Source organism: Mucilaginibacter sp. UR6-11 (assembly GCF_020880695.1).
Lineage (GTDB): Bacteria > Bacteroidota > Bacteroidia > Sphingobacteriales > Sphingobacteriaceae > Mucilaginibacter.
Window position 1 is genome coordinate 121,778 of record NZ_JAJIWO010000003.1, and the last position, 26,630, is coordinate 148,407.

The following is a 26,630-nucleotide window of genomic DNA, read 5'->3' on the forward strand; positions in this document are numbered from 1 at the left end:
GAGGATCAGGAGCCAGGATGCAAGAATCAGGACCTTATAATTTACTATAATATTAATTTACAACACTTTTTGATTCTTGACTCTTGCCTCTTGAATCTAATAAAGCGGTTTATCATTTTTGCGCAGTTCTTCGGCTATCAGCACTTTTATTTCATCGTTCAGTTTGGTAATATCATTGGTTGACGTACCCGAATAATAACCCCTGATCCGCTTTTCCTTGTCGATCAGGATCAGCTTATCGCTATAAATAAAATCATCGTTGTTTACCTTTACCGCGTTTACCAAAAAGCCTTTGCGGGCAAGCGGGTAGATTACCGACGTATCGCCGGTTAAAAACAACCATTTAATGCCGGGCGGATGATATTGTTTCGAATAGTTCTTCAACACCGCCACCGAATCCCTCTCCGGATCAACCGTGATGGACGCAAAGCATACCATGTTGTTTTTGGCGTAATCAGATAATAACGCGTTGACGTTTTTATTAATCGTATTACAAACCGTTGGGCAATGCGTGTAAAAAAAACTCGCTACAAATATTTTATTATCAAAGCTTTTCGAAGTTATTGTCGCGCCGTTCTGGTCAACCAGCTTAAAATCGGGCAGCTTATGATATATCGTATCCGGAATAATTTGTCCGTGAAACTTATGGCTGGTTGCAGCCAGTTGTTTCGGCCCGAAAAAAGGCAGCGGTTTGTACCTGTTCTTACCCTCTGCGGTAAGTAAATAATACAAAAATCCCGGTAATGCTAATATCATTACCAGGATTATTATTTTTTTGGCCAAGCTTAAATTATTCATTACATCCTCAGGGTAATCCAGTGATGACTCTCATTGGTCAATACCAGGATCAATCCGACGATAAAAAGGATAGGTACTAAAATAGCATATACCATTCCTATTTTTTCAAACTTTAAGTGCATAAAAAAGGCAACGATATAAAACGCTTTAAACAAGGTTAAAACAATGTATACCGGGTTGGCAATATTAATAGGCATGTGGTGATTTGGCACCATAAAAAGCGCTATAAAAAACTCTACACAAGTGATAGCAAGTAATATGAAAAATACTTTCCATATTCTTTTGCGGGTCATGGTATCTCCGTGTTCGCCTTCGGCGTGATGAACTTCTGTTGGTTCTGATGACATAATATATATCAGGTTAAAATGATCAAACTAAATAAAAGAAAGTAAATACAAACACCCATACCAAATCTACAAAGTGCCAGTAAAGGCCAACTTTTTCGATCATTAAATAGCTGCCGCGTTTCTCGTAAGTGCCTAAAAGCACATTGATGGTGATGATGATATTGATGATAACCCCGCTAAATACGTGGAAACCGTGGAAACCGGTAATGGTGAAAAACAGGTTAGCAAACTGATGCGATGTCATTTGCTGTTGAGCAAACGGTACGCCCTTTTCAAAAAACTCCTGTAAAGTCTCTTTATTCGGGATAGCCGACCACCAGAAGCCTTCGCTGTGCAGGTGGTTCCACTCTAACGCCTGGCAGCTTAAAAACATCACGCCACCAATAATGGTACCGATCATCCACCAGATAACTTCTTTTTTTGAGTTACGGTGACCAGCCTCAACAGCCAATACCATCGTAACAGAGCTCATGATCAGGATAAAGGTCATTAAACCTACAAATACCAGCGGGGCACCATGCTCAATTGATGTACCGGGAACAGACTGGAATACCAGGGATGGCGATGGCCAGGTTGGCGCGCTAAAACGTAAAGCGCCGTAAGCGATCAATAATGAAGAAAAGGTAAATGCATCCGACAGGAGAAAAAACCACATCATCATTTTACCATACTCAACATTAAACGGAGATCTTCCGCCCGACCATGGTGTTGTTTTTAGTTCATCAATTTGTGATACTGTTGCGCTCATTTGTAGTTAGCTATAGCGTTATTAAATTATTGGTTCAAAAGTAAAAAAACATACAGATAAATCCATATAATATCTAGAAAATGCCAAAAAATAGATGTCATCTCCATTCTATATAAATTCTTTACCTGTGGTATGCGTTTAATGCTGCCGTTTAAAGCACTTATCAGCCAGGCAATACCGCCAATAATGTGCAGCAAATGCAAAAAAGTCATGACGTAAACAAACGACCGCGTTGCATTCGGGTCGATAAGGTAAATGTGCATTTTATACGCTAACGTATACCAGCCATAAACCTGTAAAATTAAAAAGGCAACACCCAAAGCAATCGTGATCCATAACAGTTGCTGTTGTTTCTCAAAATTTAACTGTTTAGCTGCTCTTGCCGCCAGGAACAGCGTTATGCTGCTGGCTATTAATACAATGGTACTATACCTGAACGAGACCGGCAGGGTAATATTAAGCCCGCGCCCGCTGCCACCGCTGTAAACAATAAACCCGCTGGTAAGCGCGGCAAAAAGCATAAATGAGGTGAATATGAAGATCCACATGATAAACTTCTTTGCACCCAGGTTTACTTTATCTTCTTGTTGCTGTATCTGCGCCATCATTACTTCCCTATAAAATCAAACAAAAACATTAATTGCACTACCGGCAAATAAAAAAACGAACCAAACATCAGTTTACGGGCCTCTTTAATTTGGAGGGTACGCAGTAAACCTATCGACTGGTATAAAAATATCAGGCTGCAAATTAAAGACACACCGCCCACATAATAACCGCCATAATGATAAATGGTTGGCAGCAAACTAACCGGTACCAATATAATGGCAAATACAACGGTGATAATTGCGCTGGCACGGTCACGTTTTTGGGTTGGTAATAATCTAAATCCTGCCAGTTTATAATCGTCATCCAATACCCAGGCAATGGCCCAAAAGTGAACAAACTGCCAAACAAACTGGATAGAGAATAAGATCAGCGCTATTTCGTCAATACGGCCGTGTGGCTGGCCGGCCACATAACCAATTAAAGCCGGAAAAGCACCCGGAATAGCACCCACAAATACCGCAACAGGCGATTTTCGTTTTAAAGGGGTATAGGCAAAAGCGTACAGTAATATAGAAAGCACGGATAATAACCCGGTAAGGATATTCAGCGTGCCTAAAATGTAGGTACCTGCCATGCCCATGCCTAATCCTAAAACCAAACCCTGCCCGGTGGTCATACGCCCGGCCGGCATAGGGCGGTCCATGGTGCGTTTCATTAGCTTGTCCAGGTCAACCTCAATAACTTCATTAAAGCAGTTGGCCGCAGCGGTCACTAAAAAGCCGCCCGCAACCAGTTTAAGCCAGTTGATCCACATGGTTGTGCTGTATAATGATCCCCAGGTATCGCCGCCATTAGCCTTTACAGCGATGATAAATGATATAGAGGCAGAAAACACCACCAGGAATGTCAGCCTGAATTTAATCAGTTTTGAAAAATCGCTCCACTTCATTTGCGCCCCCCCTGTATATTAACCGACTGATATAAATTAAGCATTAAATAATACTGCGCACCAAATATAAGGCTTGCCAATAAAATGTGTAAGGCCTGCGCATAAGGCGGTAAGGCCAGATATGACAACAAGATCCCGGTAACCATTTGCAAAGTCAGCATCAGAAAAGTAAAGCTCATGATCTGCTGCTGTAATGAATGCCTGTTAAACGCACGGCGTATCAAGGCATATAACATCACATTTATAACCACCACTAAAATGGCAACGTCCCGGTGTTGCGTAAAAATATCGCCGGCGTTTTTAATCCAGTCTGTACGGTAACCGCCTTGTAAGCGGGCAGATACCGCATCAATTTTTTCACGCACCTCTGTACCAAAAGTAATCTGCAAAATGCTGATTATCAGGGCAAGTACGGTTATAATATGCGTTATGGGATTTACATTAAGCTTTGGCCTGCCGTAAACTTTTGCCAGGTGATAAGTGGTAATACAGATAGCCAGTATGGCAAGGGCCAACAACAGGTGCACCGTTATTATCCACGCCACCAGGTTGGTTGATACCACAATTGATCCTAACCAGGCTTGAAAGCCTATCAGTACCAGGTTAAATACGCTCAGAAACGGAATCAGTTTATTGGCATCACGGTAACTGAAAGAGTATATTGCTGTCAATAATAAAAACAGGCCTGATGCCGCCCCTATTAAACGGTTAATATATTCCGTCCAGGTTTTGGCGGCGTTAAATTCTTCGGGAATCAATATGGATCTGTCTTCGCGCAGGCGACGGGCAAGGTCCGAATAGCCAAATACATCCAGTGTTTTAGCAAAACGCTGATTTTTAGCCAAACGGCCGGCAACATATTTTTCTTTATAATTAGCAGGCAGATCAGACGCGGAAGTTGGCGGTATTAAACAACCAAAGCATTTGGGCCAATCGGGGCAACCCATTCCAGACCCGGTGCTCCGTACCACGCCACCCGCCAATATCAATACAAAAAGCAGCGCTACACTTAAAAGGTTAGTCTTTCTGAATCTGTTTCTTGATTTGGAATTGCTCATCTAAATATTTCTAACAAATTAGGGTACCTGTTTCCTTTAGTTCTGAGTTGTGAGTAATGCGTTTTGAGTAAGCTTTTAAACTCATTACTCAAAACGCATTACTCAAAACTTCTAACCCGGTACAGATACCCTAAAAGATCAGATCGGTAAATTATATTATTTTACTTGTTCGTTAGCTTTTTGTGTACTTGTCCACGTATTAAGCGCCTCTAAACCTGCAGGATTATCTTCAAAATCATGCGGTAAGTTTGAGCTCATTGTTTGTGAAAGCGGAGTAGTTTGCAGGATATAATCCTCTTCAGCTCCTGGCTTGCTGTAGTCATATGGCCAACGGTATACACTTGGTATTTCGCCCGGCCAGTTACCATGAATATGCTCAACCGGGGTTGTCCATTCCAAGGTATTTGCCTGCCAAGGATTTTGAGTAGCTTTTTTACCCCAGAAAATAGAGTGTATAAAGTTGTATAAAAATGCAACCTGTGCACAGGCAGACATAATTGCCGCCCACGTAATAAACATGTTTACGGATAACCAACGCTGCATTGAAGCAAATTCAGTAAAGGCGTAGTAACGGCGTGGTACACCATCAAGGCCCATAAAGTGCATCGGGAAGAATACCAGGTAAGCACCGATAAAGGTCAGCCAAAAGTGCAGGTAGCCTAATTTCTCGTCCATCATTTTACCAAACATTTTTGGGAACCAATGATAAACACCTGCAAGCATACCAAATATAGCTGCCGAACCCATTACCAGGTGGAAGTGGGCCACAACAAAGTAAGTATCATGCAGGTTAATATCTAAAGCGGCGTTACCTAAAAATATACCGGTTAAACCACCAGAGATAAAGAAAGACACCATGCCAATAGCGAACAACATAGCAGGTGTGAACCTGATGTTACCGCGCCATAGCGTAGCCAGCCAGTTAAACGTTTTTACTGCCGATGGCACCGCGATAATCAAGGTAGTGATCATAAACACACCGCCCAGGAACGGGTTCATACCTGTAATAAACATGTGGTGACCCCATACAATAAATGATAGTACGGTAATACCGATCAGCGAGTAAACCATCGCATGGTAACCAAAGATCGGTTTACGTGAGTTTACCGACATTACCTCGGACGAGATACCCATCGCCGGCATAATAACGATATATACTTCCGGGTGACCCAGGAACCAGAATAAGTGTTGGAACAGGATCGGGCTACCACCTTCAAAAGGCATAACCTGTCCGTTTACAACAATGTCTGATAAATAAAAGCTGGTTCCGAAGCTACGGTCAAAAATCAACAATACAACACCTGCAACTAATACCGGGAACGATAATACTCCCAATATAGCAGTCAGGAAAAACGCCCAGATAGTTAAAGGCATTTTCCAAAGATCCATCCCCTTGGTACGCATGTTTAACACGGTACTTACGTAGTTGATACCACCCATTAAGGACGATGCTACGAAGCAAACCATACTAATTAACCACAACGTCATGCCCAAACCCGAGCCTTTCATGGCAGTAGGCAAAGCGGATAGCGGTGGATAAATTGTCCATCCGGGTCCGGCCGGGCCTTTCTGAATAAAGAAAGACGATAGCATGATAACGCAGGCGGTTAAGAAGAACCAGTAGGATAACATATTGATGAATGGCGAAGCCATATCACGCGCGCCTACCTGCAGCGGGATTAATAAATTACTGAAGGTACCGCTTAAGCCCGCCGTCAACACAAAGAATACCATGATGGTACCGTGTATGGTCACTAATGACAGGTAGAACTCCGGATCTAAACGACCCTCCGGAGCAAAACGGCCTAATAAGGTTTCTAATAAAGGAAATGCTTTGTCAGGATAAGCTAACTGGATCCTGAATAAGATAGATAAAAGCATAGCAATAACCGCCATAGTAATCCCGGTGATCAGGAATTGCTTGGCAATCATTTTGTGATCCTGGCTAAATACGTATTTAGTAAGGAATGTATCGTGATGATGCTCGTGACCCTCTTCGTGATGTGCTACTCCGTGATCGTGAACTGATAATGTTGACATAATCGCTAATTAATTGTTTAACGCTAACCTATTTTGTGTAATACTTTTTTTCTGATCTGCTGCCGCCAGTTTCAACTCTGTCCTTAACGCGGGGGTTAAGTAAGGTTTTTGCCTGGCAATCCATTGGTTGTACTCGCCTTCGGTTACAACACGTACAACTTTTTGCATGTTGTAGTGGCTGCTTCCGCAAATTTTGTTGCAATACAGCAGGTACTCAAATTTAGGGTCCTCTACTTTTCTACGCATTTCTTCGGTAGTAATGGTAGGTGTAAATTTGAAGAAAGTTGGCAAACCAGGTACCGCATTTTGCTGCACCCTGAAATGCGGCATATAAACGCTATGTATTACGTCCTGTGCAAATATATTTAAACGTATTGTTTTATTTACCGGCAATACCAACGTATCGGCCTGTAAATCGTCCATGCTGTTTTTATCTTTAAAATCAATACCCAGCTTATTGGCGCCGGCTGTTAATCTAAAATCCTTTTTACCCAGGATGCCATCCGGACCTGAATAACGCAGCTCCCATGCAAACTGGTGACCGGTAATATCAATATTTATGGATGCCGGCTGACCTTTAACGTCGGCACTGTTTTCAACCTCCTGCCAGGTAAAGAAACCAAATATCACCAATATCGTTAAAACGACAGCCGGGATAATTGTCCAAACCTTTTCAATAGTATTGTTGTGTGGCAAAAAGTAAGCTCTGCGTTTGTCTGAATAGCGGTATCTGAACAAGAAAACAAACAGCAAGATCTGGGTGATAACAAATACTATCATGGTGATAATAGTAGTCGTTAAAAACATGGCGTCAATTTTAATGCCGTGTTTTGACGCAGCTTCCGGCAAAGTCATGCTGCCTTGTACAGTAAACTCCCAATAAGCACCTATCATACCCACTACCAGGAATATCAGGCAGATAATCCCCATGATATTGTTCCACTGTACGCCTTTTTTGCCTTGTATCTGCTGGCTAAGGTCATATACCTTGATGATCTTACCTACAACAGCTACTGATACTGCCAGTAAAATAAACATTAATACGTAGTAACCAACGCTAAACCAGTTAACCCCCGGTTTAGCTGCATCGGTAGTCGCCGCGGTTTGTGCCATCAGCACGTTGGTGCCCAGAAGCACAAATACGGCTAAAAACGCAAGTAACTTTTTAGAATTTTTCAGCGGTAGTTTGCTCTTAAAGGTGTTCAAGAGGGCTCCGCCGTTTATTATTTGTTTGAATGCCATTGTATTGGTCGTTTGGTATTCTTTATTGTGTTGCAAATTTAACAATTATTATATGTGATGATGTAAGCTCTCCTGTAGGAAAGGGTGATTTTTTGGCACCAATGATTTAAACTTGCTTAAAGCTGTGAAAAGCATGAAGCAAAATAATCCGGCGAAGCCAATAAATGTACCAGCCTCTATCCAGCCAATTTCAGAATACCAGTGTGCCAAAGGCCCAACTGTTCCGGGCATAACCATTACGAAATAATCAAGCCAGTGACCCAGTACCAAAATGATACAAGCCGTTTTTAATACCCCAACAGAACGTTTTGAATCGCGGGACATTAATACTAAAAATGGCGCAAGGAAATTCAATACCAGGTTAAACCAGAACCAGGGCTGAAACTCGGGTTCCCATCTTTTATAGAAGTAAGCTGCTTCTTCAGGAATGTTGGCGTAGTAGATCAACAGGAATTGTGCAAACCACAGATAAGTCCAGAATATGGAGAAACCAAAAATCAACTGGCCCAGGTTATGTAAATGATCTGTTGTTATCCAGGTAAAATATCCTTGTTTTCTAAGGTAGATAAGCACCAGGGTAATTACCGATAAACCGCTTACCCATAAGGCCGCAAAGTTATACCAGCCAAACATGGTCGAAAACCAGTGCGCATCTAATGACATGATCGCATCAAAAGCAAATAACGGAACCGTGAACCCAAATATAGCTAAGAACGCACAGGCCATGTTAAAGCTTTTCTTGTAATTAAACATACCGCCCAGCTCATCTTCGTTGTTTGAGTATTTTACCAGCAATAAACCCAGTATACTGTAAGCGATCAGGTAAAAAGCTAAACGTCCAAAGAAAAAAGGAATATTTAAATAACCCGACTTACCTTTAATTACAGCATCGTAAGCATCTGTGCCCGGTGTGGTGATTGCTTTCGGCGCCCATTCTTTATACAAATACGGGCCGGTTATGTGCTGATGAGTTTCTTCAGTAAGTATAGGATGCGTAAAATATAAACCCGCCCCTATTATCAGCAATAAAATTACGGCAGCATAAGGCAGTACTTTAGCAAAAGCCTGCGGTACGCGTAATAAAGATGCAGACCATCCGGCTTGTGCAGCATATTGCAGCGCGCAAAAGAATACGCCGGCAATACATACGCAGGTAAGGTAATAACCCATTAGCAACAGGTTTGCAAATGTGCGTTCAACAGCGCCGGTTAAAAAACCAAGCGCTATAGCTACAACACCTATAACAATAGCTATAAGGCTGTAGGTTTTTGCCTTACCGCTAAATTCAAATTGTTCGTTAAAACTATTATGAGTTTCCATTAAATTCAATTCTTATAAAGTTTGTAAATGGTGAACGTACATTACTACTTTCCAGCGCTCTTCAGGGCTTAGCTGCGATGCGTATGATCCCATAGCATTAAGGCCGTAAGTAATGGTATGATATATTTTACCATCGGTTAAATCTTTCATTGCACCACCACGCGATGATTGTCCTTTTGAGTATGATGGCGGCGGCGGAAAACCGTGCGCTACAACGGTACCATCACCTTGCCCGGTTTTGCCGTGACACGGCGAACAAAAGGTCATAAACAATGCTTTACCATCTTCAATGTTTCTTGAAGTATTAGCTAAAATATTCTTTACTTCGACGCTTGCCTGGTTGTAACCATCCGTAGTTTTTGGATAATCAAATCGTACAAAACCAACAGGCGTAGTACCGGCAGGCGGCAACTGTGCCGTTTTACCATCCTTAAAATTCGGATTTTTCTGATCCGGGTCAAAGGCTATCTTCTCATACATATTGGGGGCATATTCCCATCCGGTACTTCTCTTATCATTGCATGATGTAGTAACTATCGATGCAGCAACGGTGACAACCGCAATACCCAATATTCTAAATTTATTCATAGCTAACATATTTTCTGTCGTTATGCTTAATTTCAACTGCTCCTGCTTCTTTCAGCAAATTAGTAATGTCTTCATGTGGGATGTTTCCTTTAGCATCAATAGCTATAACAAAACGGTCATTTGTCGCTCTCAGGTCCATTACCCTTGGCGCACGGCCGGGGAAAAGGTGTGTAGAGTAGAAAAATGTAAACGCCATGCCAAATGAAGCAAATAATACAGACCACTCAAACGTAACCGGTATAAAATCCGGCAACCCGAAATGGGGTTTGCCACCTATGTTCATAGGCCAGTCATAAGACAGGAAGTAATAAACCATGCTTAATATGGTAGTACCACCCAAACAGCCAAACATAAATGCTGCATAACCTAAACGTGAATCTTTAATACCTAGTTTTGCCTCGATGCCGTGTATTGGCATAGGTGTGTATACATCATAAATAGGGACACTATTTTTCTGTAGTTTGTCGATACCGTGCATCATTTCATCCGGATCGTCAAAAAGGCCTAATATATATTTGGTGCTGCTCATAGTTATGCGTTTTCGTATGCTGATACATCAACACTATCAAATTTCTTTAATGAGTTTTTGTAGAACTCTACCTGTGCCGGATCAAGATGGCCCGCTTCAATTTCTTCCAGTTTAGCCTGCTCGCTTGATTCTTTCAATAACAATTTCACCTCGGCCATTGCTATGGAAGGCAATACGCGGATAAACAGAAGGAATAAAGTAAAGAATACCCCTATTGAACCGATGAATACGGATACATCAATCCAGGTTGGGTAAAACATAGCCCAGCTTGAAGGGATATAATCGCGGTGTAATGAGGTTACGATAATCACGAAACGCTCAAACCACATACCGATGTTTACGATGATTGATAATACCCATGACATCGGGATATTGGTACGCACCTTTTTAAACCACATTACCTGGGTCATTAACACGTTACAGCCGTACATCATACAAGCTGCCCACCAGTACGGACCGATAAACCTGTTTAAGAAAGTATATTGCTCATACTCGCCACCGCTATAGTAAGCGATAAAGAATTCTGTAATATAAGCCACACCTACTACCGAACCTGTTACAAGGATGATCTTGTTCATTGATTCGATGTGGAACATGGTGATATAATTTTCCAGACCCAATACCTTACGCGTAACCAACAGCAGCGTTTGCACCATGGCGAAACCAGAGAAAATAGCACCCGCAACGAAATATGGCGGGAAAATGGTGGTGTGCCATCCCGGCTCCAATGATGTTGCAAAGTCCATTGATACAATGGTGTGTACCGATAGTACCAGTGGCGTAGAGATCCCCGCTAATATCAAGGATACGGTTTCAAAGCGTTGCCATGTTTTTACTGATCCTGTCCAGCCAAAAGAAAGGATAGAATAAATACGGCGGTACCAACCTGTACCACGATCACGGATGGTAGCGATATCCGGCAATAAACCGGTGTACCAGAATACTAATGATACCGAAAAATAAGTTGAGATCGCAAATACGTCCCAGATCAGCGGTGAGTTAAAGTTAACCCATAATGATCCGTATTGGTTAGGTAATGGTAAGCAATATAAAGCCATCCATGGGCGGCCCATGTGTGATACAACGTAAGTAGCCGCGCAGATTACCGCAAAGATCGTCATCGCCTCGGCCGAGCGGTTAATTGAGTTACGCCATTTTTGACGGAACAGTAATAATACGGCAGAGATTAATGTACCGGCGTGACCAATACCTACCCACCACACGAAACCGGTGATGTCCCAGGCCCAGCCTACTGTTTTGTTTAAGCCCCATGAGCCTATACCAAACCAAAACGTCCAGCTTACTGCAAACACCCAAAGCAATGCGCCTAATGATGCAACGGTAAAACCAATCCACCAGGCTTTGTTAGGTTTATTTTCAACAGGGCGCAAAACGTCATCTGTAATTTGGGCATAGGTTATATTCTTACCCGTGATTAACGGTTCCCTTATTATTGATTCTTTATGAGATGCCATATTATAGCTATTGTAAAGATTAAGCTTCTAATTCAGTTGTGTTTCTAACCTTAACCTGGTAACCAATACCCGGCTGTACGTTTAGTTCTTCCAATACGTAGTAGGTCCTTTCGCTGCGCAATGCTTTTGATACTTCAGAGTTAGGATCATTTCCGTTACCGAATACAATTGCATTTGCAGAACATGTTTGCTGGCAAGCTACTTTAATGTCGCCGTCTTTAACAGGGCGTTTTTCCATTTTAGCTTGTAATTTGCCCGCCTGGATCCGTTGTACACACATTGAGCATTTTTCCATAACCCCACGGAAACGTGTAGTTACATCCGGATTTAATACCAGTTGTGTATGTTGTTCTGCCAGGTAGTTCTCAAAACGTGAATCGTTCCAGTAGTTGAACCAGTTGAAACGGCGCACTTTATACGGACAGTTGTTAGCGCAATAACGTGTACCTACGCAACGGTTGTAAGCCATGTGGTTTAAACCTTCTGACGAGTGAACGGTAGCCAATACCGGGCAAACAGTTTCGCAAGGTGCGTGATCACAGTGCTGACAAAGCATTGGCTGGTGTACAACCGATACATTGTTCAGGCTTTTCAGTTTATCAATCTCGTGCTCCTCGGTAATGCTTTTTCCTTCTTCGTTAAAGCTGTAGTAACGGTCAATACGGATCCAGTGCATTTCGCGGCGGCGGCGAACTTCGTCTCTGCCTACAACCGGTACGTTATTTTCAGCATTACAGGCAACCACGCAGGCACCACAACCGGTACAAGCGTTAAGGTCAATAGCCATTACCCAGTTATATGCAGGGCGGTCATATTCTTCCCACAAACTTTTGTAGTCTTTATGCTCACCGTCTTTACCGCTGTTTTTGTACGGGTTTTTCTTATATTCTGTAAATGAAGCTTCGCGGATAACACTACGACCCTCATAAGAGTGGTGCGTTTGTGTTTGTGCAAGGATGATGTTATCGCCGGTTACAGATATTTTAGCAACGGCGGTAGTTTGCAAAGTGCCGTTACGGAAGCTATGCAGCGGATAAGCATTTTTACCAATGCCCGATTCAATTACCGCACCACCTTTTACACGGCCGTAACCTACAGCTACCGATATGGTACCTTCTGCCTGTCCCGGCTGTAATAATACCGGTAAAGCAATTGAGGTTCCGTTTGCATCAATCGTAATCACATCGCCTTCCTGTAAGCCCAATGCTTTAAGGTCGGTAAGTGACATGGCTGCAAAGTTATCCCAGGTAACTTTTGAAACCGGATCCGGCAACTCCTGTAACCATGGATTATTAGCATGCTTACCATCACGGATAGCCGTATTCTGGTATAAATGTAATTCGTATGCTTTATCGCCAGACGCAACCAGTTGCGCGCTTTGAGTTAAAATAGTTTGTGCTACAGCATTCAAATCACGGCTGAAAGCGTATGCACCGGCTGGTTTATCGGCAACCTTAACAAAACCGGTTTGCAATATTGTTTCCCAACCTTTTTGACCGGATAAACCGGCTAAAGGCAACACGCTCTTATCCCAGTTATTTCTAACATAGGTGTAATAAGATTTAACCGCGTTATTGCTCCAGATCAATAAACTCTCTTCGGCCTGGCGGGTGTTGTAAACCGGGTTAATAGTTGGCTGCAGTACAGTATAATAACCTGTAATTGCGCTGTCATCACCCCATGATTCCAAATAATGATGGTTAGGTGCAACAACTGTGCTTATTGCAGCAGTCTCATCAAGGCTTGGATTAAAAGAAACTTTCAAAGGCACTTTAGCAAGCGCATCCTTTAATTCTTTAGTGTTACAGTAATCATAAACCGGGTTAGCATTCAGGAACAGTACACCGGCTACATCACCTTTTTTGGCGTCATTGATAAATTCAACCAGGTCGGCATCATTACCTTTATATTGATTTGAATTATTATCCAGATCAATAGTAGTTCCATAGCTTCCTAAGGCGGCATTAATGGCGTTAACCAATACCTGCGTGGCTACGTCGTTAGATCCGGCCACTACCAGCGCCTTACCTTTTGCAGCCACTAATTCTTTGGCAGCAATGATGATGGCATTGTTGAGGGCGTTATCAGCTAGTTTTTTGCTGCCCGGTAAAGTAGTGCCGGTAACAGCGTTATATAAGTTGATTAAAGCAACACCTTCTTCTGATGGTTTTACCGGGATGCGTACGTCGGCATTAGTTCCTGTCAAACTCATACCGGTTTCAAACTGGATATGACGTGACATTTTTTTGCTTTGCAGCGATTTGTTGTTACGGTTTGATACGTACTGACGGGTAAACTCATCGCCCGAGATCCAGGTTCCCAGGAAATCAGCGCCAAAGCTTACAATAACGTCTGCCTTATCAAAATTATAGTGAGGCAATACCGCTTTACCAAAACTGTTTTGGTTAGCCTGTATGATACCTGTATAGGATACCGCGTCATAAGTAATATGCTTGGCGGTTGGGTATTCGGTAATAAAATCGGCAATTACAGCCAATGTAGACGGGCTGCTTATTGATGAAGACAGGATAGCTATCTTTTTGCCCGAATCTTTAATTTTAGCAAGTTCAAGTTTCACATAATCATCAAGATCGCTCCACTCTTTTTCGCTGCCGTTCAGTAATGGTGATTTAACACGGCTTACATCATACAGATCAAGCACCGATGCCTGTGCCTGCGCACTTAATCCGCCTTTTGATAAAAGATCATTTGGGTTACCCTCAACTTTAATGGGGCGGCCCTCACGGGTTTTAACCAAAATGGCATGGCCATCATAAGTTGAAGCATAGTAGTTGGCTACGCCCGGGGTAATCTCTTCCGGCTTTATCAGGTACGGTATAGATTTGTGTACCGGTACTTTTTGGCAAGCCGCCAAAGTAACCGCGCCCACACCAAAACCCACTGCCTTTAAAAAGTCGCGACGAGGAGTTTTGCCTAGTAAACCTTCTCCGCTCAACACATCTTCGATAGGAATAGGTTCCGCGAATTCGTGTTTATTTTTCTCAACAAATTCCGGCGTTTTGTTTAGCTCTTCTAAACCTTTCCAGTATTTTTTATTGCTATCCATTTAAGCTATAGTATAAACTGTAATGCTAAGTTCTGTTATAATTAATAATGGCATTTGCCGCACTCAATACCACCCAATTGCGCAGGTGTAACTTTCACGCCTTTTTTAATCAGGTCGTGAACGGCTATCATATTTTCGTAGTAAGCATTGCCTTTCATATTGATGTCTGTGCGTTTGTGGCACTGTATACACCATTTCATTGTAAGTGGCGAGTACTGGTAAACCTCTTTCATGGTCTCAACCGGGCCGTGGCATTGCTGACATTTAATACCGCCAACTTTAACGTGTTGTGAGTGATTAAAGTAAGCGAAATCCGGCAGGTTGTGGATACGGATCCACTGAATAGGACGTGCTTTTAAGCTATCGTATTTTTGAGTTTGAGGGTCATAACCCAATGCATCATAGATCTTATGTATCTCAGGCGACTCGGTTTTAACAACCTTGTGGCAGTTCATACAAACGTTTAATGATGGTATTGAGGCGTTTTTAGATTTGAACGCACCCGAGTGGCAATACTGGCATTCAATTTTCATGATACCGGCATGTAACTCATGCGAATATTTAATAGGCTGCACCGGCTGATAACCCTGGTGAACGTTGGTGTTCCATAAAGCAACCCAGGTCCAGCTGCCCATGGCAAGCGTGCCGCAGAAAATGATAAAGAATACCAGTTTCTTGTTTTTTAATACCCTTTTTACAGTAGCGTATTTATCAACAGCAACAGTTTCTTCCGTAACCTCTGTTTCAGCAGGCAATAATCTTCTGCCGGTTAACAAACGCTCTAAAGTTGCGATAACCTTGTTTAATATTAATATAATAATCAAAGCAAGGACGATAACACCAATAAGGGCGTAAACAACCAGATTACTCGGGCCTGAATCTTCGGCTGCTGCACCAGCTGCCGGGGCGGCTTTTGCTTTGTCATCCTGGATTTTTTTCCAGTCGGCACGTACATAGGCTAAAATGTCTGCAACATCCCCGTCTGACAAGCTTGGGAAAGCCGGCATCACCGATTGGCTGAATTCATTAAAGATCTTCAGTGCCTTAGGGTCTTTTGCTGCAACCAGCGCTGAACTGTTGTGGATCCAGCTGGCTAACCATTTGTCATCAGTGTCTGATGATATGATAGGGCCCAGTGCAGGACCAGTCATACGTGCGTCTATTTTATGACAGCCGGTACAACCGGCAGACTTAAATACCGCCTCGCCTTTTGCAGCGTCGCCTTGCGCCTTAGCAGAAATTCCCCAAACAGTAAAACAGGCAAGCAGTAAAACTGACCTTGAGAATTGCTTAAAAATTAATGAGATGCTTCTCATAAAGTTGTATTGATGCTAAATAGTTATTTGTATAGTGTGATGAAACTGAGTAAAGGGTACAACCTTCCTCGGATTTTTCAGCCACAAAAGTATAATTTATTAAATAATCGCTGACAAATAAATGACAGTAATAACTAATTTATAATCGTTCTAAATAAATTAAAAATCGCTAAAAAAACCTTTGAAAATCAATCAAATATGCAATACCTCCGCCAATTAGTTATTAAAATGTTCATATTTTACTAAATGGCCGGTTTGTTTTATCAGTTATAAGGCGCGTTTATTGCGGATTAAAACCTGATCCGGAAACCCCTCAATAGAGTTGCCCGTTATTCCCGCCCACGCCGTAAAAAACCGGCTAAATTTTTGCTTTGTCGCCGTGATTTAGCTATATTGCAGTCTGCCTAAATCACCAATTACATGATAGCTACAAAATCGCGCCTCATTGTTATGTTTTTGGCTTTACCCGTTCTTTTTACGGGACTTGCCGGTTTTAGTTTAAATGATGATCCTGTTATTTTAAAAATAGTAGGGCAGCTGGACAAATGGGCAACTATTTATCCAACCGAAAAGGTGTACCTGCAGCTGGATAAACCTTATTATTCAGCGGGCGATAATATCTGGTTTAAAGCCTATGTCACACTAAATAACAGGCACCGGTTATCCGCATTAAGCAAGGTATTAAATGTAGATCTGATTGACACGCACGACTCGGTTAAACGTCGTATTAAATTAGCTATCAATAACGGGGTAGCCTGGGGCGACTTCACCCTGCCCGATACCTTAATTGCGGGTAACTATCATATTAGGGCCTACACCAACTGGATGCGCAACGCGGGACCTGATTATTATTTCGATAAAACAATTGCCGTAGGCAATGCGGCAATGCTGGCGTTACAAAAAAACAAATCCGCGGCTAAAACCGGTAACGGAGGTCCTGATATCCGGTTTTTCCCCGAAAGCGGTAACCTGGTTAATGGGCTGCGTTCAAAAGTCGCCATCAAAGCTGTAAGTCCAACCGGGCTCGGGGTAGATATAACAGGATCTGTCATCGACAATGAAAATAACGTAGTAAGTAATTTTACAACCCGCCATCTGGGCATGGGGATATTTGCGCTGACTCCCCAGGCCGGTAAAACCTACAGAGCGCTCATCACCTATCTAAACGGCAAAAAACAAACTGTAAACTTGCCCCGGGCTATAAGTAGCGGATACGTTTTAACGATCAATACCCTTGATTCGGCCAATATAAGCGTTAAGGTAGCGGCCAGCGCTAATATGACCAATAGCGGGCAGTTTTATATTGTTGCACAAAGCGGCGGCGAAGCGTTGTATATCGCCAACAACAAAACAGTTGGTAATACTTTTATGGTTAATGTGCCCGCGGCCAAATTCCCATCCGGCATAGTACAGTTTACCCTCTTTTCGGCCACAGGCGAGCCGCTAAGTGAACGTTTGGCTTTTGTCCGGCACCAAAATGATTTATTAAACCTGCATATCAATGCCAACCCTGTAAGCACTGTGCGCGAAAAATATAAAATTGACCTGGACGCACAAAACAATGGCAAACCGGCAGAAGGTAATTTTTCGGTAGCTGTGCTTGATGAAAGTAAAGTATCCGCCCGTCAAACCGATGAAACCACCATCCTGGCGCACCTGCTGCTTACTTCTGACCTGCGCGGATATATTGAAAACCCGGCCTATTATTTTGAAAATGCCAATGAGACTACCCGGGCCGATCTGGACGTGCTCATGCTTACACAAGGCTACCGCAGGTTTGAATGGAAGCCCTTACTGGCCGGCGCAATTAAGGCGCCACTGTACCAGGCTGAAGACGACATTGAAATTTCAGGAATGGTAACAACCCCCGGTAAAAAGCCAATGCCTAATGCTAAAGTATTTCTGTTTAGCCGTACAAACGGATTTTTTTTCAGGGATACAGTTGCCAATGAACAGGGGCGCTTTGTCTTTAAAAATTTGACGCTGACTGACAGCACACGATTTGTATTGCAGGCCCGCACGCCAAAAAACGGCACCTATGCAGAGATCTTTTTAGACGAAAAAGAAGTGGCCGAACCTAACGGCAGGCAAACCAGCTATAACGACTATAACCAACCCGACCTGCTGAATTACGTAAAATACAGCAAGGAGCTTACCGACCAGGAAATAAAATATGGGGTAGGCAATCATACCATTCTTTTAAAACAGGTAAACGTGCGTGCAAAATTACAAAAGCCTGTTTTGTCTTATTCTTCCAATATATCCGGGGCCGGTAATGCCGATCAGGTTTTAACCAATGATATGCTCTATAAATATGGACCGGGTGATTTAGAAATGTTTTTACAAACCCGGGTAAACGGAATATATTTTGTTGACGGCTATCCGTATTCAAGGAGGGGGCAGGGTGTGGATAGCGGTAAAATGCTTGTTTTAATTAATGGTGTAGAAAGTTACAATGGCGTAGCCGACCTGATGACGGGCGATGTGGGCAGCGTAGAGATATTAAAGGGGGCTAACCATTCTGCATTATTTGGCCCGCGGGCAATGAATGGTATTATGATTATTAACCTGAAAACCGGGATTGATGCTATGAATAATCTGTCTAAAAACTCTTCGCCCGATGTAGCCAGGTTTATATCCAAAGGTTATTACGCAGCGCGCGAATTTTACTCGCCACAATATGATGATCCGAAAACCAATAAAACCCTGGCTGATTTACGGACAACTATTTACTGGAACCCAAATGTCAGCACGGATAGCAACGGTCATGCCTCTTTTGAATACTACAATGCCGGCACGCCGGGCACCTATCGCGTAATAGTTGAAGGCATAGATGCAAATGGCCACCTGGGCCATGAAGTATACAGGTATAAAGTGCAGGGTATAGTAACGTCTAAATAAAGGTAAACAGCCTTACCAAGTTTCAAAACTCCGTAAGGCTGCATTAGCTTACTGCCCTAAAAGCCAGGCAAATATCAACGGCACAACAATTGTTGCATCGCTTTCAACAATAAATTTTGGTGTGTTTACATCCAGTTTACCCCAGGTTATCTTCTCGTTTGGCACCGCGCCCGAGTATGAACCGTAGGAAGTCGTAGAATCAGAGATCTGGCAAAAATAGCTCCAGAAAGGGATATCCTGCATCTCCATATCCTGGTAAAGCATAGGTACAACGCATATCGGGAAATCGCCGGCAATACCGCCGCCTATCTGGAAAAAGCCTACGCCTTTACCGCCCGAGTTTTTTGGGTACCAGCCGGCCAGCCAGGCCATGTACTCAATACCGCTTTTCATGGTAGTGGCTTTTATCTCGCCTTTGATAACGTACGATGCAAAGATGTTACCCATGGTACTGTCTTCCCAACCCGGTACCACAATCGGCAGGTTCTTTTCGGCAGCTGCCAGCATCCATGAGTTTTTCGGATCGATTTCGTAGTACTGCTCCAGGTCGCCGCTTAACAGCATTTTGTACATATATTCATGCGGGAAATAGCGCTCGCCGCTATCATCAGCATCTTTCCATATTTTATGAATATGTTTTTGCAGGCGGCGAAAAGCTTCTTCTTCGGGGATACAGGTATCTGTTACCCGGTTATAGTGGTTCTCTAACAGATCCCACTCATCCTGCGGGCTTAAGTCGCGATAGTTAGGCACGCGTTTATAATGCGAATGTGCTACCAGGTTCATAATATCTTCTTCCAGGTTGGCGCCTGTACACGAAATGATATCAATTTTCCCCTGGCGGATCATCTCGGCCAGCGAGATACCCAGTTCGGCGGTGCTCATGGCGCCGGCAAGCGTTACCATCATTTTTCCACCTTCCAGCAAATGGGTTTCATAGCCTTTAGCGGCATCCATTAACGCGGCAGCATTAAAATGCAGGTAGTTTTTTTCAATAAACTGAGATACGGGTCCTTTAGTTGTGCTCATTGTTGATACATTATAATATTGCGCAAAAGTAGGGTTTTTGCCGAAACGGGGCTTTTAAATTTTAAAATGAAACATAAATGTTTTTTTGGAACGACGGCGGGGGTTCACTCCTATTGGCGTTGCCCCGATTAAAATCGGGCCCCGTGCTTTCCGCTCCTTTGGTTAAGCAAAGACAATATCTTAAGAAACTACTATTGTTGAAATGGGGGTCTGGGGGTGTTAAAAACTAAAAACTTTGTGAATAAGTTAATATAAAGGCAGGGTGAACTAATTTCCGCTCTAGTCTTGGAGGATTGGCGCCGTTGGGCCATTACGCGCATGGCTTGTCAAAGCGATAAACCACTCAGCCAATTCAGTCACCAAACAATCCATCATTTTTTCGTATATTGCTATAGCTCGCATGCTTATTTCCAGCGGCTCACCGCTACAACATAAAACACAGATTTTATTTTTGCTGAAATCGCCTAAAGTTCTTTGAATTATTAATAAATAATTGTTTATCAGCTATTTATCTAAAATACTTACTACCGGTATAAGGCACGATGCCCGAAAAACGGTCAAAATTACTACCGGTATAAACCCCGATGCCTGGAAAACGGCTAAAATTACTACCGTTGTAAAGCACTATACCTGGAAAACGCCTGATTTTACTACCGGCAAATACCCTAACACCGGTGCGAACGGGCAAAAAGCTAATTAACCTAAATTTAATCTGAGATTTTGCCATAAATCTTTACCTTAGGCACATTATCATAAATGAAGAAACTTTTAGCCCTACTTATCGCAATAAGCTTATCTGAAAGTTTCAGGCCGGCTTTTGGCCAAAGCATCATCCCTAAGTTTATCCGGAAAATGTATTTTGAAAAAGATACCACCAAACGCAGCAGCTTCGTGGTATTGCCGGTACTGTCATCAGCTCCCGAAACGGGGATAGAAGCAGGTGGCGCCGCCTTATATTCGTTCTATACGGATAGTATTCACAGCGGCACCCGGGTATCAAACATCTATGCCTACGCAACCCTTACTACCAAAGGTCAAAACCGTTTAAATTTAAGTACCACGTATTGGTCGCCGCAAAATCAATATCATTATTATGCCGCTGTTGGGCGCATTGATTTCCCGGTTGATTTTTACGGGATAGGCAACAATACCCATAAGGCCGATGCCGACAGGCTGGGCCAGAAACGCTACCGTTTAATGCTGGAGGCGCAAAAGCTCATCGCTAAAAATGTATACGCGGGCTTTGTAGGCGGCGGCTATAAATATGATTTTATCAGCGCCAGTCCGACAGGAATATTTAAAAATAGCCCGCTAGTTGAGGACCGCGCCGGCGGTACTTTTTTATACGTTGGGCCAAGCATTATTTACGATACCCGTAACAATAATACCTATACCACCAGCGGCATGATGATCAACGCTTATTATAACATCATGCAGGGCGTACTGGATAATAACAGTTATCATGGCGGTTTCCTCAACGTAGAATATTCGCAGTTCATATCCCTTGGCAGGACCCTGGTTTTGGGTGTTGACGTGCAGGAACAAAGTTTAACCGGCGGGCGGTCGCCGTTTTATCTGTTACCCCAAATGGGTAGTGACGAAATGATGCGCGGTTATTACGAGGGCCGTTACCGCGACCGGAATTTAATTGCCGGCCAGGCCGAACTGAGGTACCGGTTAAGTGAACGTTTTGGTTTAGTAGGTTTTGTTGGTGCGGGCGAGGTTTTTCATTCGGCCTTTGCCCTGTCGGCTTTAAAGCCTAACCTGGGCGCCGGGTTACGTTACTTTTTTGATATTGAAAAAGGCCTGAGCCTGCGCGCCGATTACGGCATGGGCCAAAAGCCAGCCGGCGAGCAGCGGGAAAGCGGATTTTATATCGGGTTAGGGCAAGCGTTTTAGAGGATGTGCAGATCACTACACACGGATAAGAAAATCCTCTTTAACCTGCCCGCTTCTAAAGTATACCAGCCCTATCCAAAACAAATCAACCGTAACCGTAACCTGCGGGTGCGCCTTTATTTCGGCCCAGGCTTCCTTCATGCCTTCGCTCCAGTAAATATCGTCAAAAATTAACAGGGTATCATCGTGCACTTTGGGCAGGCACCATTCAAAATATTTAAGGGTAGCATCCTTTTGGTGGTTGCCATCAACAAAAACAAAATCAAGTTTATCCAGGCCATCAATAACGCCGGGTAAGGTATTGTCAAAATTGCCGGTTATTAGTTCAATGTTTTTCAGTCCGGCTTTTTCAAAACTTTCCTTGGCTACCTTCGCTGTCTCAGGACAGCCTTCCAGCGTATAAACTTTAGCATTGGGCGCAGCTTTTTGCAGATAGATGGTGGTGGTACCCAGGCAGGTGCCCAGTTCTATTATGGTGGTGGGTTGCAGATCAGCCGCCAGGCGGTAAAGCAGTTGAGCCAGTTTGGGTGGTTTTAATGCATTTTTAGCGATATCGCCCACCCGCTTTTGTTTGTTGTTATTTACGTGCGAGCCGGCTCCCAGATCAGTTATGGCGATCATCCGGTCGTCATTTAACAGCCCGTTGCGAATGTTTTCAACTTCGGGGTATACGTTTTTGGCATGATAATCGTAAATAACTTCATCAACCAGACGATATACAAAAGGGGAATGCAGGCCGTGCCTGGTTTTGGCTTTTAGCCGGTAAAACACATAGTCTGTCGCGAACCTGATATTAAACATGGTTGTAAAATTATATAAAGGTTTGTATTTTAGCGGTACATAATGATAAATCTAACAGAAGTACACTCATTAATACACCTGCTGGACGACCCCGATCCGGAGATATACAACCATGTTCATGACAAATTGTTGTCATACGGCAGCGAAGCGATTGAGCATCTGGAATCGGCTTTTGAACAGGCTTTTGACGCGATACAGCAGGAGCGCATAGCGGATTTAGTACACGAGATCCAGTTCGGCATCGTAAAAAACGATTTGAAGCTTTGGCACCAGGGTGGCGCGTTTGATCTGTTGCAGGGCGTCCTTATTATCAACCGCTATCAATATCCTGATCTTGACGAGCAAAAGATCGTCAACTATATAGAAGCCATAAAACGCGATGTATGGATACAAATGATAAATGAGGCCAGCCCGGTTGAACAGGTTAAGCTGATTAATCATGTCTTTTACCATATGCATGGTTTTAGCGGTAATACCGCTAATCATCAGGACCCGCAAAACAGCTATTTAAGCCAGGTTATCGAAACAAAAAAAGGCAACCAGATCTTGCTGGCTATTATCTATTCGGTAATAGCGCAAAAGCTGGACATACCGGTGCACGGCGTAAACCTGCCGCAGCATTTTATACTGGCTTACCTGGACGAAAGCAAGGAGAGCGAATTTGAAAGCGGCATATTATTTTACATCAATGCGTTTAACAAAGGGTTTATTTTTGGCCGCCGCGATGTAGATATGTTTTTAAAACAACTCAACCTAAGCTTTGATAAACAGTTTTATGAGCCCTGCTCAAACACAGATATCATTAAACGCGTATTGCGTAACCTCATAAGCTCCTACGAGCACCTCGGCTCGGCAGAGAAGGTGGATGAGTTGAATGAACTATTGGCGATACTGGGATAGGTGCGCGTTGCGCTACACCCTGCAAAACTTCCATTATTTTTATTCATCCCGGATTACATCTGCAAAAAGAAAATAATCCCGAAAAACCCAGGCGGCATAAACCCTGAATGTTGAACAACGTTTGTTGCTACTATACCCTAACGACCGCGAATTGGTGGTCCGCGAAAGCAATAAAGAATTTTTTATACTTTTAACCCCTAAACTTAAAAGCCGAACAAAATTTTTATAATCAATTCATGAAGTCACTTTATACCTTCTTCTTTTTACTTTTTTGCAGTACCGGCCTTTATGCTCAATTTAAATTGAGCGGGAAGATCAGCCATTACACCGGCAGGGAGCAATTATTGATCAATATCCCCATTGCTTACGGGTATGACGAGGAGAACAACATCCATATCCCGGTTGCTAAAAATGGCGCGTTTACCATTACCATACCGGTTAAAAGGGCAAAATTTGCAAGCCTTAATTTTCAAAGAACCTTTCATTGGCTATTACTCAACCCGGGGAAAAATTTAACGGTTGCACTGGACGAAAATGATAAGAAAATCTCTTTTGTAAGCGGCACCGCGCAAACGGAAAATGCTTTGCTGGACAACATCAATTTAGAAGAATACCCGGTATTTCTGCAGGACGAACGCTTATACAGCAACCCGGATTATGCAACCATGAATGCGCGTGTGGTCAGGCCTTATTTTGCCCAACGCGATAGTAAAATAGCAAGGGTAAATCAGGCACCTGTATCGCCGCAGGATAAAAAGCAGATCATTGCCGAGATAAAGTACAACACCTTAAATAATTTTTATGAACTGGTTAACCTGGCATCGACCGGCCGGGCTACCGTTGGCCGGGTTATCACCGGGCTGTTTAGCCAAACAAGTACCAAACCCGAAGTTTTCCCGGCGGGCCCCCAATATTATACCTTCGCCAATAATTACCTGGGCTATATGGAGCGAAAAGCCGTTGCCCAGGCCAAAAGTCAAAACTTAAAGCATAATCAACTCATCCCCTACTACGGTATCACTCCGGATAGCCTGGATGCCATTTTAACAAAATACGGCGAGCCGTATCTGCGCTTTATCGGCGCAACAAAATTTTTGCCTGATGGGGTTACCGAGCAACTTACCTACAGGCAAATCATCCACTCGTTTAATGATAAAAACCGGGTGCAAATAGAAATTTTGGCGGCCGCCTTTATTAAGAAGTTTCCGGCCAGCGTTTACAATGCCGATATCCGGAAAAAAGTAAACCTGTTAAAAAACAAATAACGCTGCGCTTGCCGCGATAGCTGTTGATGATAATGACGTCCGGCGCCAGAGGTAGTAGCGGCCGCATGCGTCAAAAGTGCCTTTGAGAGATATCAGCTTACCATTAACAGCCAGGTTTTTTGTCAAAGGCAGCTTTTATAGTCAGAATATAAATTTGCCAAATAAAAAAGCCCACTAGTTTATTACCCAAGTGGATATGCCGGCAGAATTTTATTCTGCATGCATAATAAATTCAAATTTCCCTTGGCAAACACACTGTAAATTAGGTAAATTGCACTTCCTGAATTATAATTTAAATACGTAATACCATGACGGATACCCTGGACATCAAGATCACCAACACCCGCAAATCGCGTTTAGCAGAAACCGATTTTAGCAATTTGGTTTTTGGACGCACTTTTTCTGACCACATGCTGGTTGCTGATTACGCAGACGGCGAATGGAAAAATTTCGAAATTCTTCCTTACGGGGAAATTACGGTCAGTCCCGGTATTTCTGCGCTACACTACGGGCAATCATTTTTTGAAGGTATAAAAGCTTATAAACATGCTGATGGTAAAGTATCAATATTCCGCCCGGAAAAGAACGCTAAGCGTTTCAATAAATCTGCCGAGCGCTTATGTATGCCAACCATCCCTGAAGATGTATTTTTACAAAGCCTTGCCGCTATAGTAGATATTGACCGCGACTGGATACCGGCCGCACCGGGTCATTCTTTATACATCAGGCCGTTTATGTTTGCTACCGACCAGTATTTGGGCGTAGCGCCATCAAAAACCTATAAATACATGGTTTTACTTTGCCCGGTTGGCCCTTACTTTACCAAACCATTGCGCGTTAAAATTGAAACCCATTATACCCGTTCGGCCGAAGGTGGTATGGGTTTTGCAAAATCATCAGGCAACTATGGCGGATCCATGTATCCGGCAAAAAAAGCTACCGAAGAGGGTTTTGACCAACTGATATGGACCGACGCCAAAGAGCATAAATATATTGAAGAAATGGGCGCCGCTAACGCGATGTTTGTATTAGACGGCAAATTGATAACCCCATTGGCACAGGATACCATATTGGAAGGCGTAACCCGTGATACGGTTATTACTTTGGCTAAAGACTGGGGGTTCCCGGTCGAAGAACGGAAAGTTTCTGTTGCCGAAATTATTGAAGGTGCTAAAAACGGTAAACTAACCGACGCCTTTGGCGCAGGTACCGCGGCTACTATAGCCCCGGTTGGCTCAATAAGCTACAATGGCGAAGAGTATACGCTGATAGACCCGTCACAACGTGATTTCTCTCAAAAAGTATTGAAAACACTGGATGCTATCCGTTACGGAAACGGCCCGGATACGCACGGCTGGAATTATTTTGTTTAGTAAGATTGGTGATTGAAGATTAAAGATTGGGCCTATCGCTCTGATAAAAAAAGCCTTGCAGTATTTGCAAGGCTTTTTCATTTTATGTTTTTCTAAATGATCTTATATTAATCTTCAATCACCAATCTTCACTCACTAGTCTACGCTAACGGTGAGTCCTTCCTGCTGAAGAATTTTACGGTAAACTTCTACCTCTGTAAATGATCCCTCCAGTACGGCACATTTGCCTTCATTATGTACTTTCCAGGCTATGCGTTCGGCTTGCTGCTCGGTATAATCAAGGTATTTGATCATACAATTAATTACATGATCGAAAGTATTATGATCATCGTTCCATAAAATAAGACGATGCAATTCTTTAAATCCCGCCAGTAACTCCTCAAGCGTAAAGGTTTGTTCTTGTGTTTCTGTAGTCGACATGATGTACCTGCAAAAT

The 26,630-nt window shown here is 43.1% G+C and carries 23 protein-coding genes; 6 read left to right on the forward strand and 17 right to left on the reverse strand.

Annotated features, from left to right (window positions below):
• Positions 1-96 precede the first annotated feature (96 nt).
• The 14 genes from LJ658_RS09455 to LJ658_RS09520 all read right to left on the reverse strand — a co-directional run bounded on the left by LJ658_RS09455 (position 97) and on the right by LJ658_RS09520 (position 16,026).
• On the reverse strand, positions 97-756 hold the full coding sequence (locus tag LJ658_RS09455) for an SCO family protein (protein ID WP_230546251.1): 660 nt from the start codon (positions 754-756) through the stop codon (positions 97-99).
• Positions 757-797: 41 nt separating this feature from the next.
• Positions 798-1,145 (reverse strand): cytochrome C oxidase subunit IV family protein, encoded by a 348-nt coding sequence (locus LJ658_RS09460; protein WP_230546252.1) that lies wholly within the window; start codon positions 1,143-1,145, stop codon positions 798-800.
• Between the two features lie 22 nt (positions 1,146-1,167).
• The gene (locus LJ658_RS09465; RefSeq protein ID WP_230546253.1) at positions 1,168-1,893 is read right to left on the reverse strand and encodes a cytochrome c oxidase subunit 3; all 726 of its coding nucleotides are present in this window, start codon (positions 1,891-1,893) and stop codon (positions 1,168-1,170) included.
• A 26-nt stretch (positions 1,894-1,919) separates the two neighbouring features.
• Entirely contained in the window at positions 1,920-2,501 is a 582-nt protein-coding gene (locus LJ658_RS09470) for a cytochrome c oxidase subunit 3 (protein WP_230546254.1), read from the reverse strand.
• Positions 2,501-3,391, reverse strand: coding sequence for a heme o synthase (gene cyoE / locus LJ658_RS09475; protein WP_230546255.1), 891 nt, complete (start codon positions 3,389-3,391; stop codon positions 2,501-2,503). Before cyoE ends, LJ658_RS09470 begins: the two co-directional genes overlap by 1 nt.
• Positions 3,388-4,449, reverse strand: a complete 1,062-nt coding sequence (locus LJ658_RS09480; RefSeq protein WP_230546256.1) for a heme A synthase — start codon at positions 4,447-4,449, stop codon at positions 3,388-3,390. The genes cyoE and LJ658_RS09480 overlap by 4 nt, the downstream gene beginning before the upstream one ends.
• A 156-nt stretch (positions 4,450-4,605) precedes the next feature.
• Positions 4,606-6,489 carry a cbb3-type cytochrome c oxidase subunit I gene (locus tag LJ658_RS09485; RefSeq protein ID WP_230546257.1) on the reverse strand — a complete coding sequence of 628 codons (1,884 nt, stop codon included), beginning with the start codon at positions 6,487-6,489 and terminating at the stop codon, positions 4,606-4,608.
• 9 nt (positions 6,490-6,498) lie between these two features.
• Entirely contained in the window at positions 6,499-7,731 is a 1,233-nt protein-coding gene (locus LJ658_RS09490; protein WP_230546258.1) for a cytochrome c oxidase subunit II, read from the reverse strand.
• A gap of 48 nt (positions 7,732-7,779) precedes the next feature.
• Positions 7,780-9,051, reverse strand: a complete 1,272-nt coding sequence (locus LJ658_RS09495) for a quinol:cytochrome C oxidoreductase (RefSeq protein WP_230546259.1) — start codon at positions 9,049-9,051, stop codon at positions 7,780-7,782.
• A gap of 12 nt (positions 9,052-9,063) precedes the next feature.
• Positions 9,064-9,648, reverse strand: a complete 585-nt coding sequence (locus LJ658_RS09500) for a cytochrome c (RefSeq protein ID WP_230546260.1) — start codon at positions 9,646-9,648, stop codon at positions 9,064-9,066.
• Positions 9,632-10,168: a DUF3341 domain-containing protein gene (locus LJ658_RS09505; protein WP_230546261.1), complete on the reverse strand. Its 537-nt coding sequence runs from the start codon at positions 10,166-10,168 to the stop codon at positions 9,632-9,634. The genes LJ658_RS09500 and LJ658_RS09505 overlap by 17 nt, the downstream gene beginning before the upstream one ends.
• Positions 10,169-10,170: 2 nt before the next feature.
• Complete coding sequence (gene nrfD / locus LJ658_RS09510; protein WP_230546262.1) at positions 10,171-11,643, reverse strand: NrfD/PsrC family molybdoenzyme membrane anchor subunit; 1,473 nt, start codon at positions 11,641-11,643, stop codon at positions 10,171-10,173.
• A gap of 19 nt (positions 11,644-11,662) precedes the next feature.
• Entirely contained in the window at positions 11,663-14,710 is a 3,048-nt protein-coding gene (locus LJ658_RS09515; RefSeq protein ID WP_230546263.1) for a TAT-variant-translocated molybdopterin oxidoreductase, read from the reverse strand.
• Between the two features lie 41 nt (positions 14,711-14,751).
• Positions 14,752-16,026 carry a cytochrome c3 family protein gene (locus LJ658_RS09520; protein ID WP_230546264.1) on the reverse strand — a complete coding sequence of 425 codons (1,275 nt, stop codon included), beginning with the start codon at positions 16,024-16,026 and terminating at the stop codon, positions 14,752-14,754.
• Positions 16,027-16,446: 420 nt separating this feature from the next.
• Here LJ658_RS09520 and LJ658_RS09525 point away from each other — a divergent pair, with 420 nt between their 5' ends.
• Positions 16,447-18,927 carry a TonB-dependent receptor plug domain-containing protein gene (locus LJ658_RS09525; RefSeq protein WP_230546265.1) on the forward strand — a complete coding sequence of 827 codons (2,481 nt, stop codon included), beginning with the start codon at positions 16,447-16,449 and terminating at the stop codon, positions 18,925-18,927.
• Between the two features lie 48 nt (positions 18,928-18,975).
• On the opposite strand, the gene LJ658_RS09530 is transcribed toward LJ658_RS09525, so the two are convergent.
• Positions 18,976-19,956, reverse strand: a complete 981-nt coding sequence (locus LJ658_RS09530; protein WP_230546266.1) for a deoxyhypusine synthase family protein — start codon at positions 19,954-19,956, stop codon at positions 18,976-18,978.
• A 493-nt stretch (positions 19,957-20,449) separates the two neighbouring features.
• Between LJ658_RS09530 and LJ658_RS09535 the strand changes: the two genes are divergently transcribed.
• Positions 20,450-20,656: a hypothetical protein gene (locus LJ658_RS09535; protein WP_230546267.1), complete on the forward strand. Its 207-nt coding sequence runs from the start codon at positions 20,450-20,452 to the stop codon at positions 20,654-20,656.
• A 56-nt stretch (positions 20,657-20,712) separates the two neighbouring features.
• Entirely contained in the window at positions 20,713-21,855 is a 1,143-nt protein-coding gene (locus tag LJ658_RS09540; RefSeq protein ID WP_230546268.1) for a BamA/TamA family outer membrane protein, read from the forward strand.
• Positions 21,856-21,870: 15 nt separating this feature from the next.
• On the opposite strand, the gene LJ658_RS09545 is transcribed toward LJ658_RS09540, so the two are convergent.
• Positions 21,871-22,656: an O-methyltransferase gene (locus tag LJ658_RS09545; protein WP_230546269.1), complete on the reverse strand. Its 786-nt coding sequence runs from the start codon at positions 22,654-22,656 to the stop codon at positions 21,871-21,873.
• 42 nt (positions 22,657-22,698) lie between these two features.
• Here LJ658_RS09545 and LJ658_RS09550 point away from each other — a divergent pair, with 42 nt between their 5' ends.
• From LJ658_RS09550 to LJ658_RS09560, 3 genes are all read left to right on the forward strand, one after another.
• Positions 22,699-23,556, forward strand: coding sequence for a transglutaminase-like domain-containing protein (locus LJ658_RS09550; RefSeq protein WP_230546270.1), 858 nt, complete (start codon positions 22,699-22,701; stop codon positions 23,554-23,556).
• A 236-nt stretch (positions 23,557-23,792) separates the two neighbouring features.
• A complete protein-coding gene (locus tag LJ658_RS09555) occupies positions 23,793-24,821 on the forward strand; it encodes a hypothetical protein (protein ID WP_230546271.1) in 1,029 nt (342 codons plus the stop codon).
• A 308-nt stretch (positions 24,822-25,129) separates the two neighbouring features.
• Positions 25,130-26,194: a branched-chain amino acid aminotransferase gene (locus LJ658_RS09560; RefSeq protein WP_230546272.1), complete on the forward strand. Its 1,065-nt coding sequence runs from the start codon at positions 25,130-25,132 to the stop codon at positions 26,192-26,194.
• A 135-nt stretch (positions 26,195-26,329) separates the two neighbouring features.
• Here LJ658_RS09560 and LJ658_RS09565 read toward each other — a convergent pair whose 3' ends face one another.
• Entirely contained in the window at positions 26,330-26,614 is a 285-nt protein-coding gene (locus tag LJ658_RS09565) for an ATP-dependent Clp protease adaptor ClpS (RefSeq protein WP_230546273.1), read from the reverse strand.
• Between the last annotated feature and the right edge of the window lie 16 nt (positions 26,615-26,630).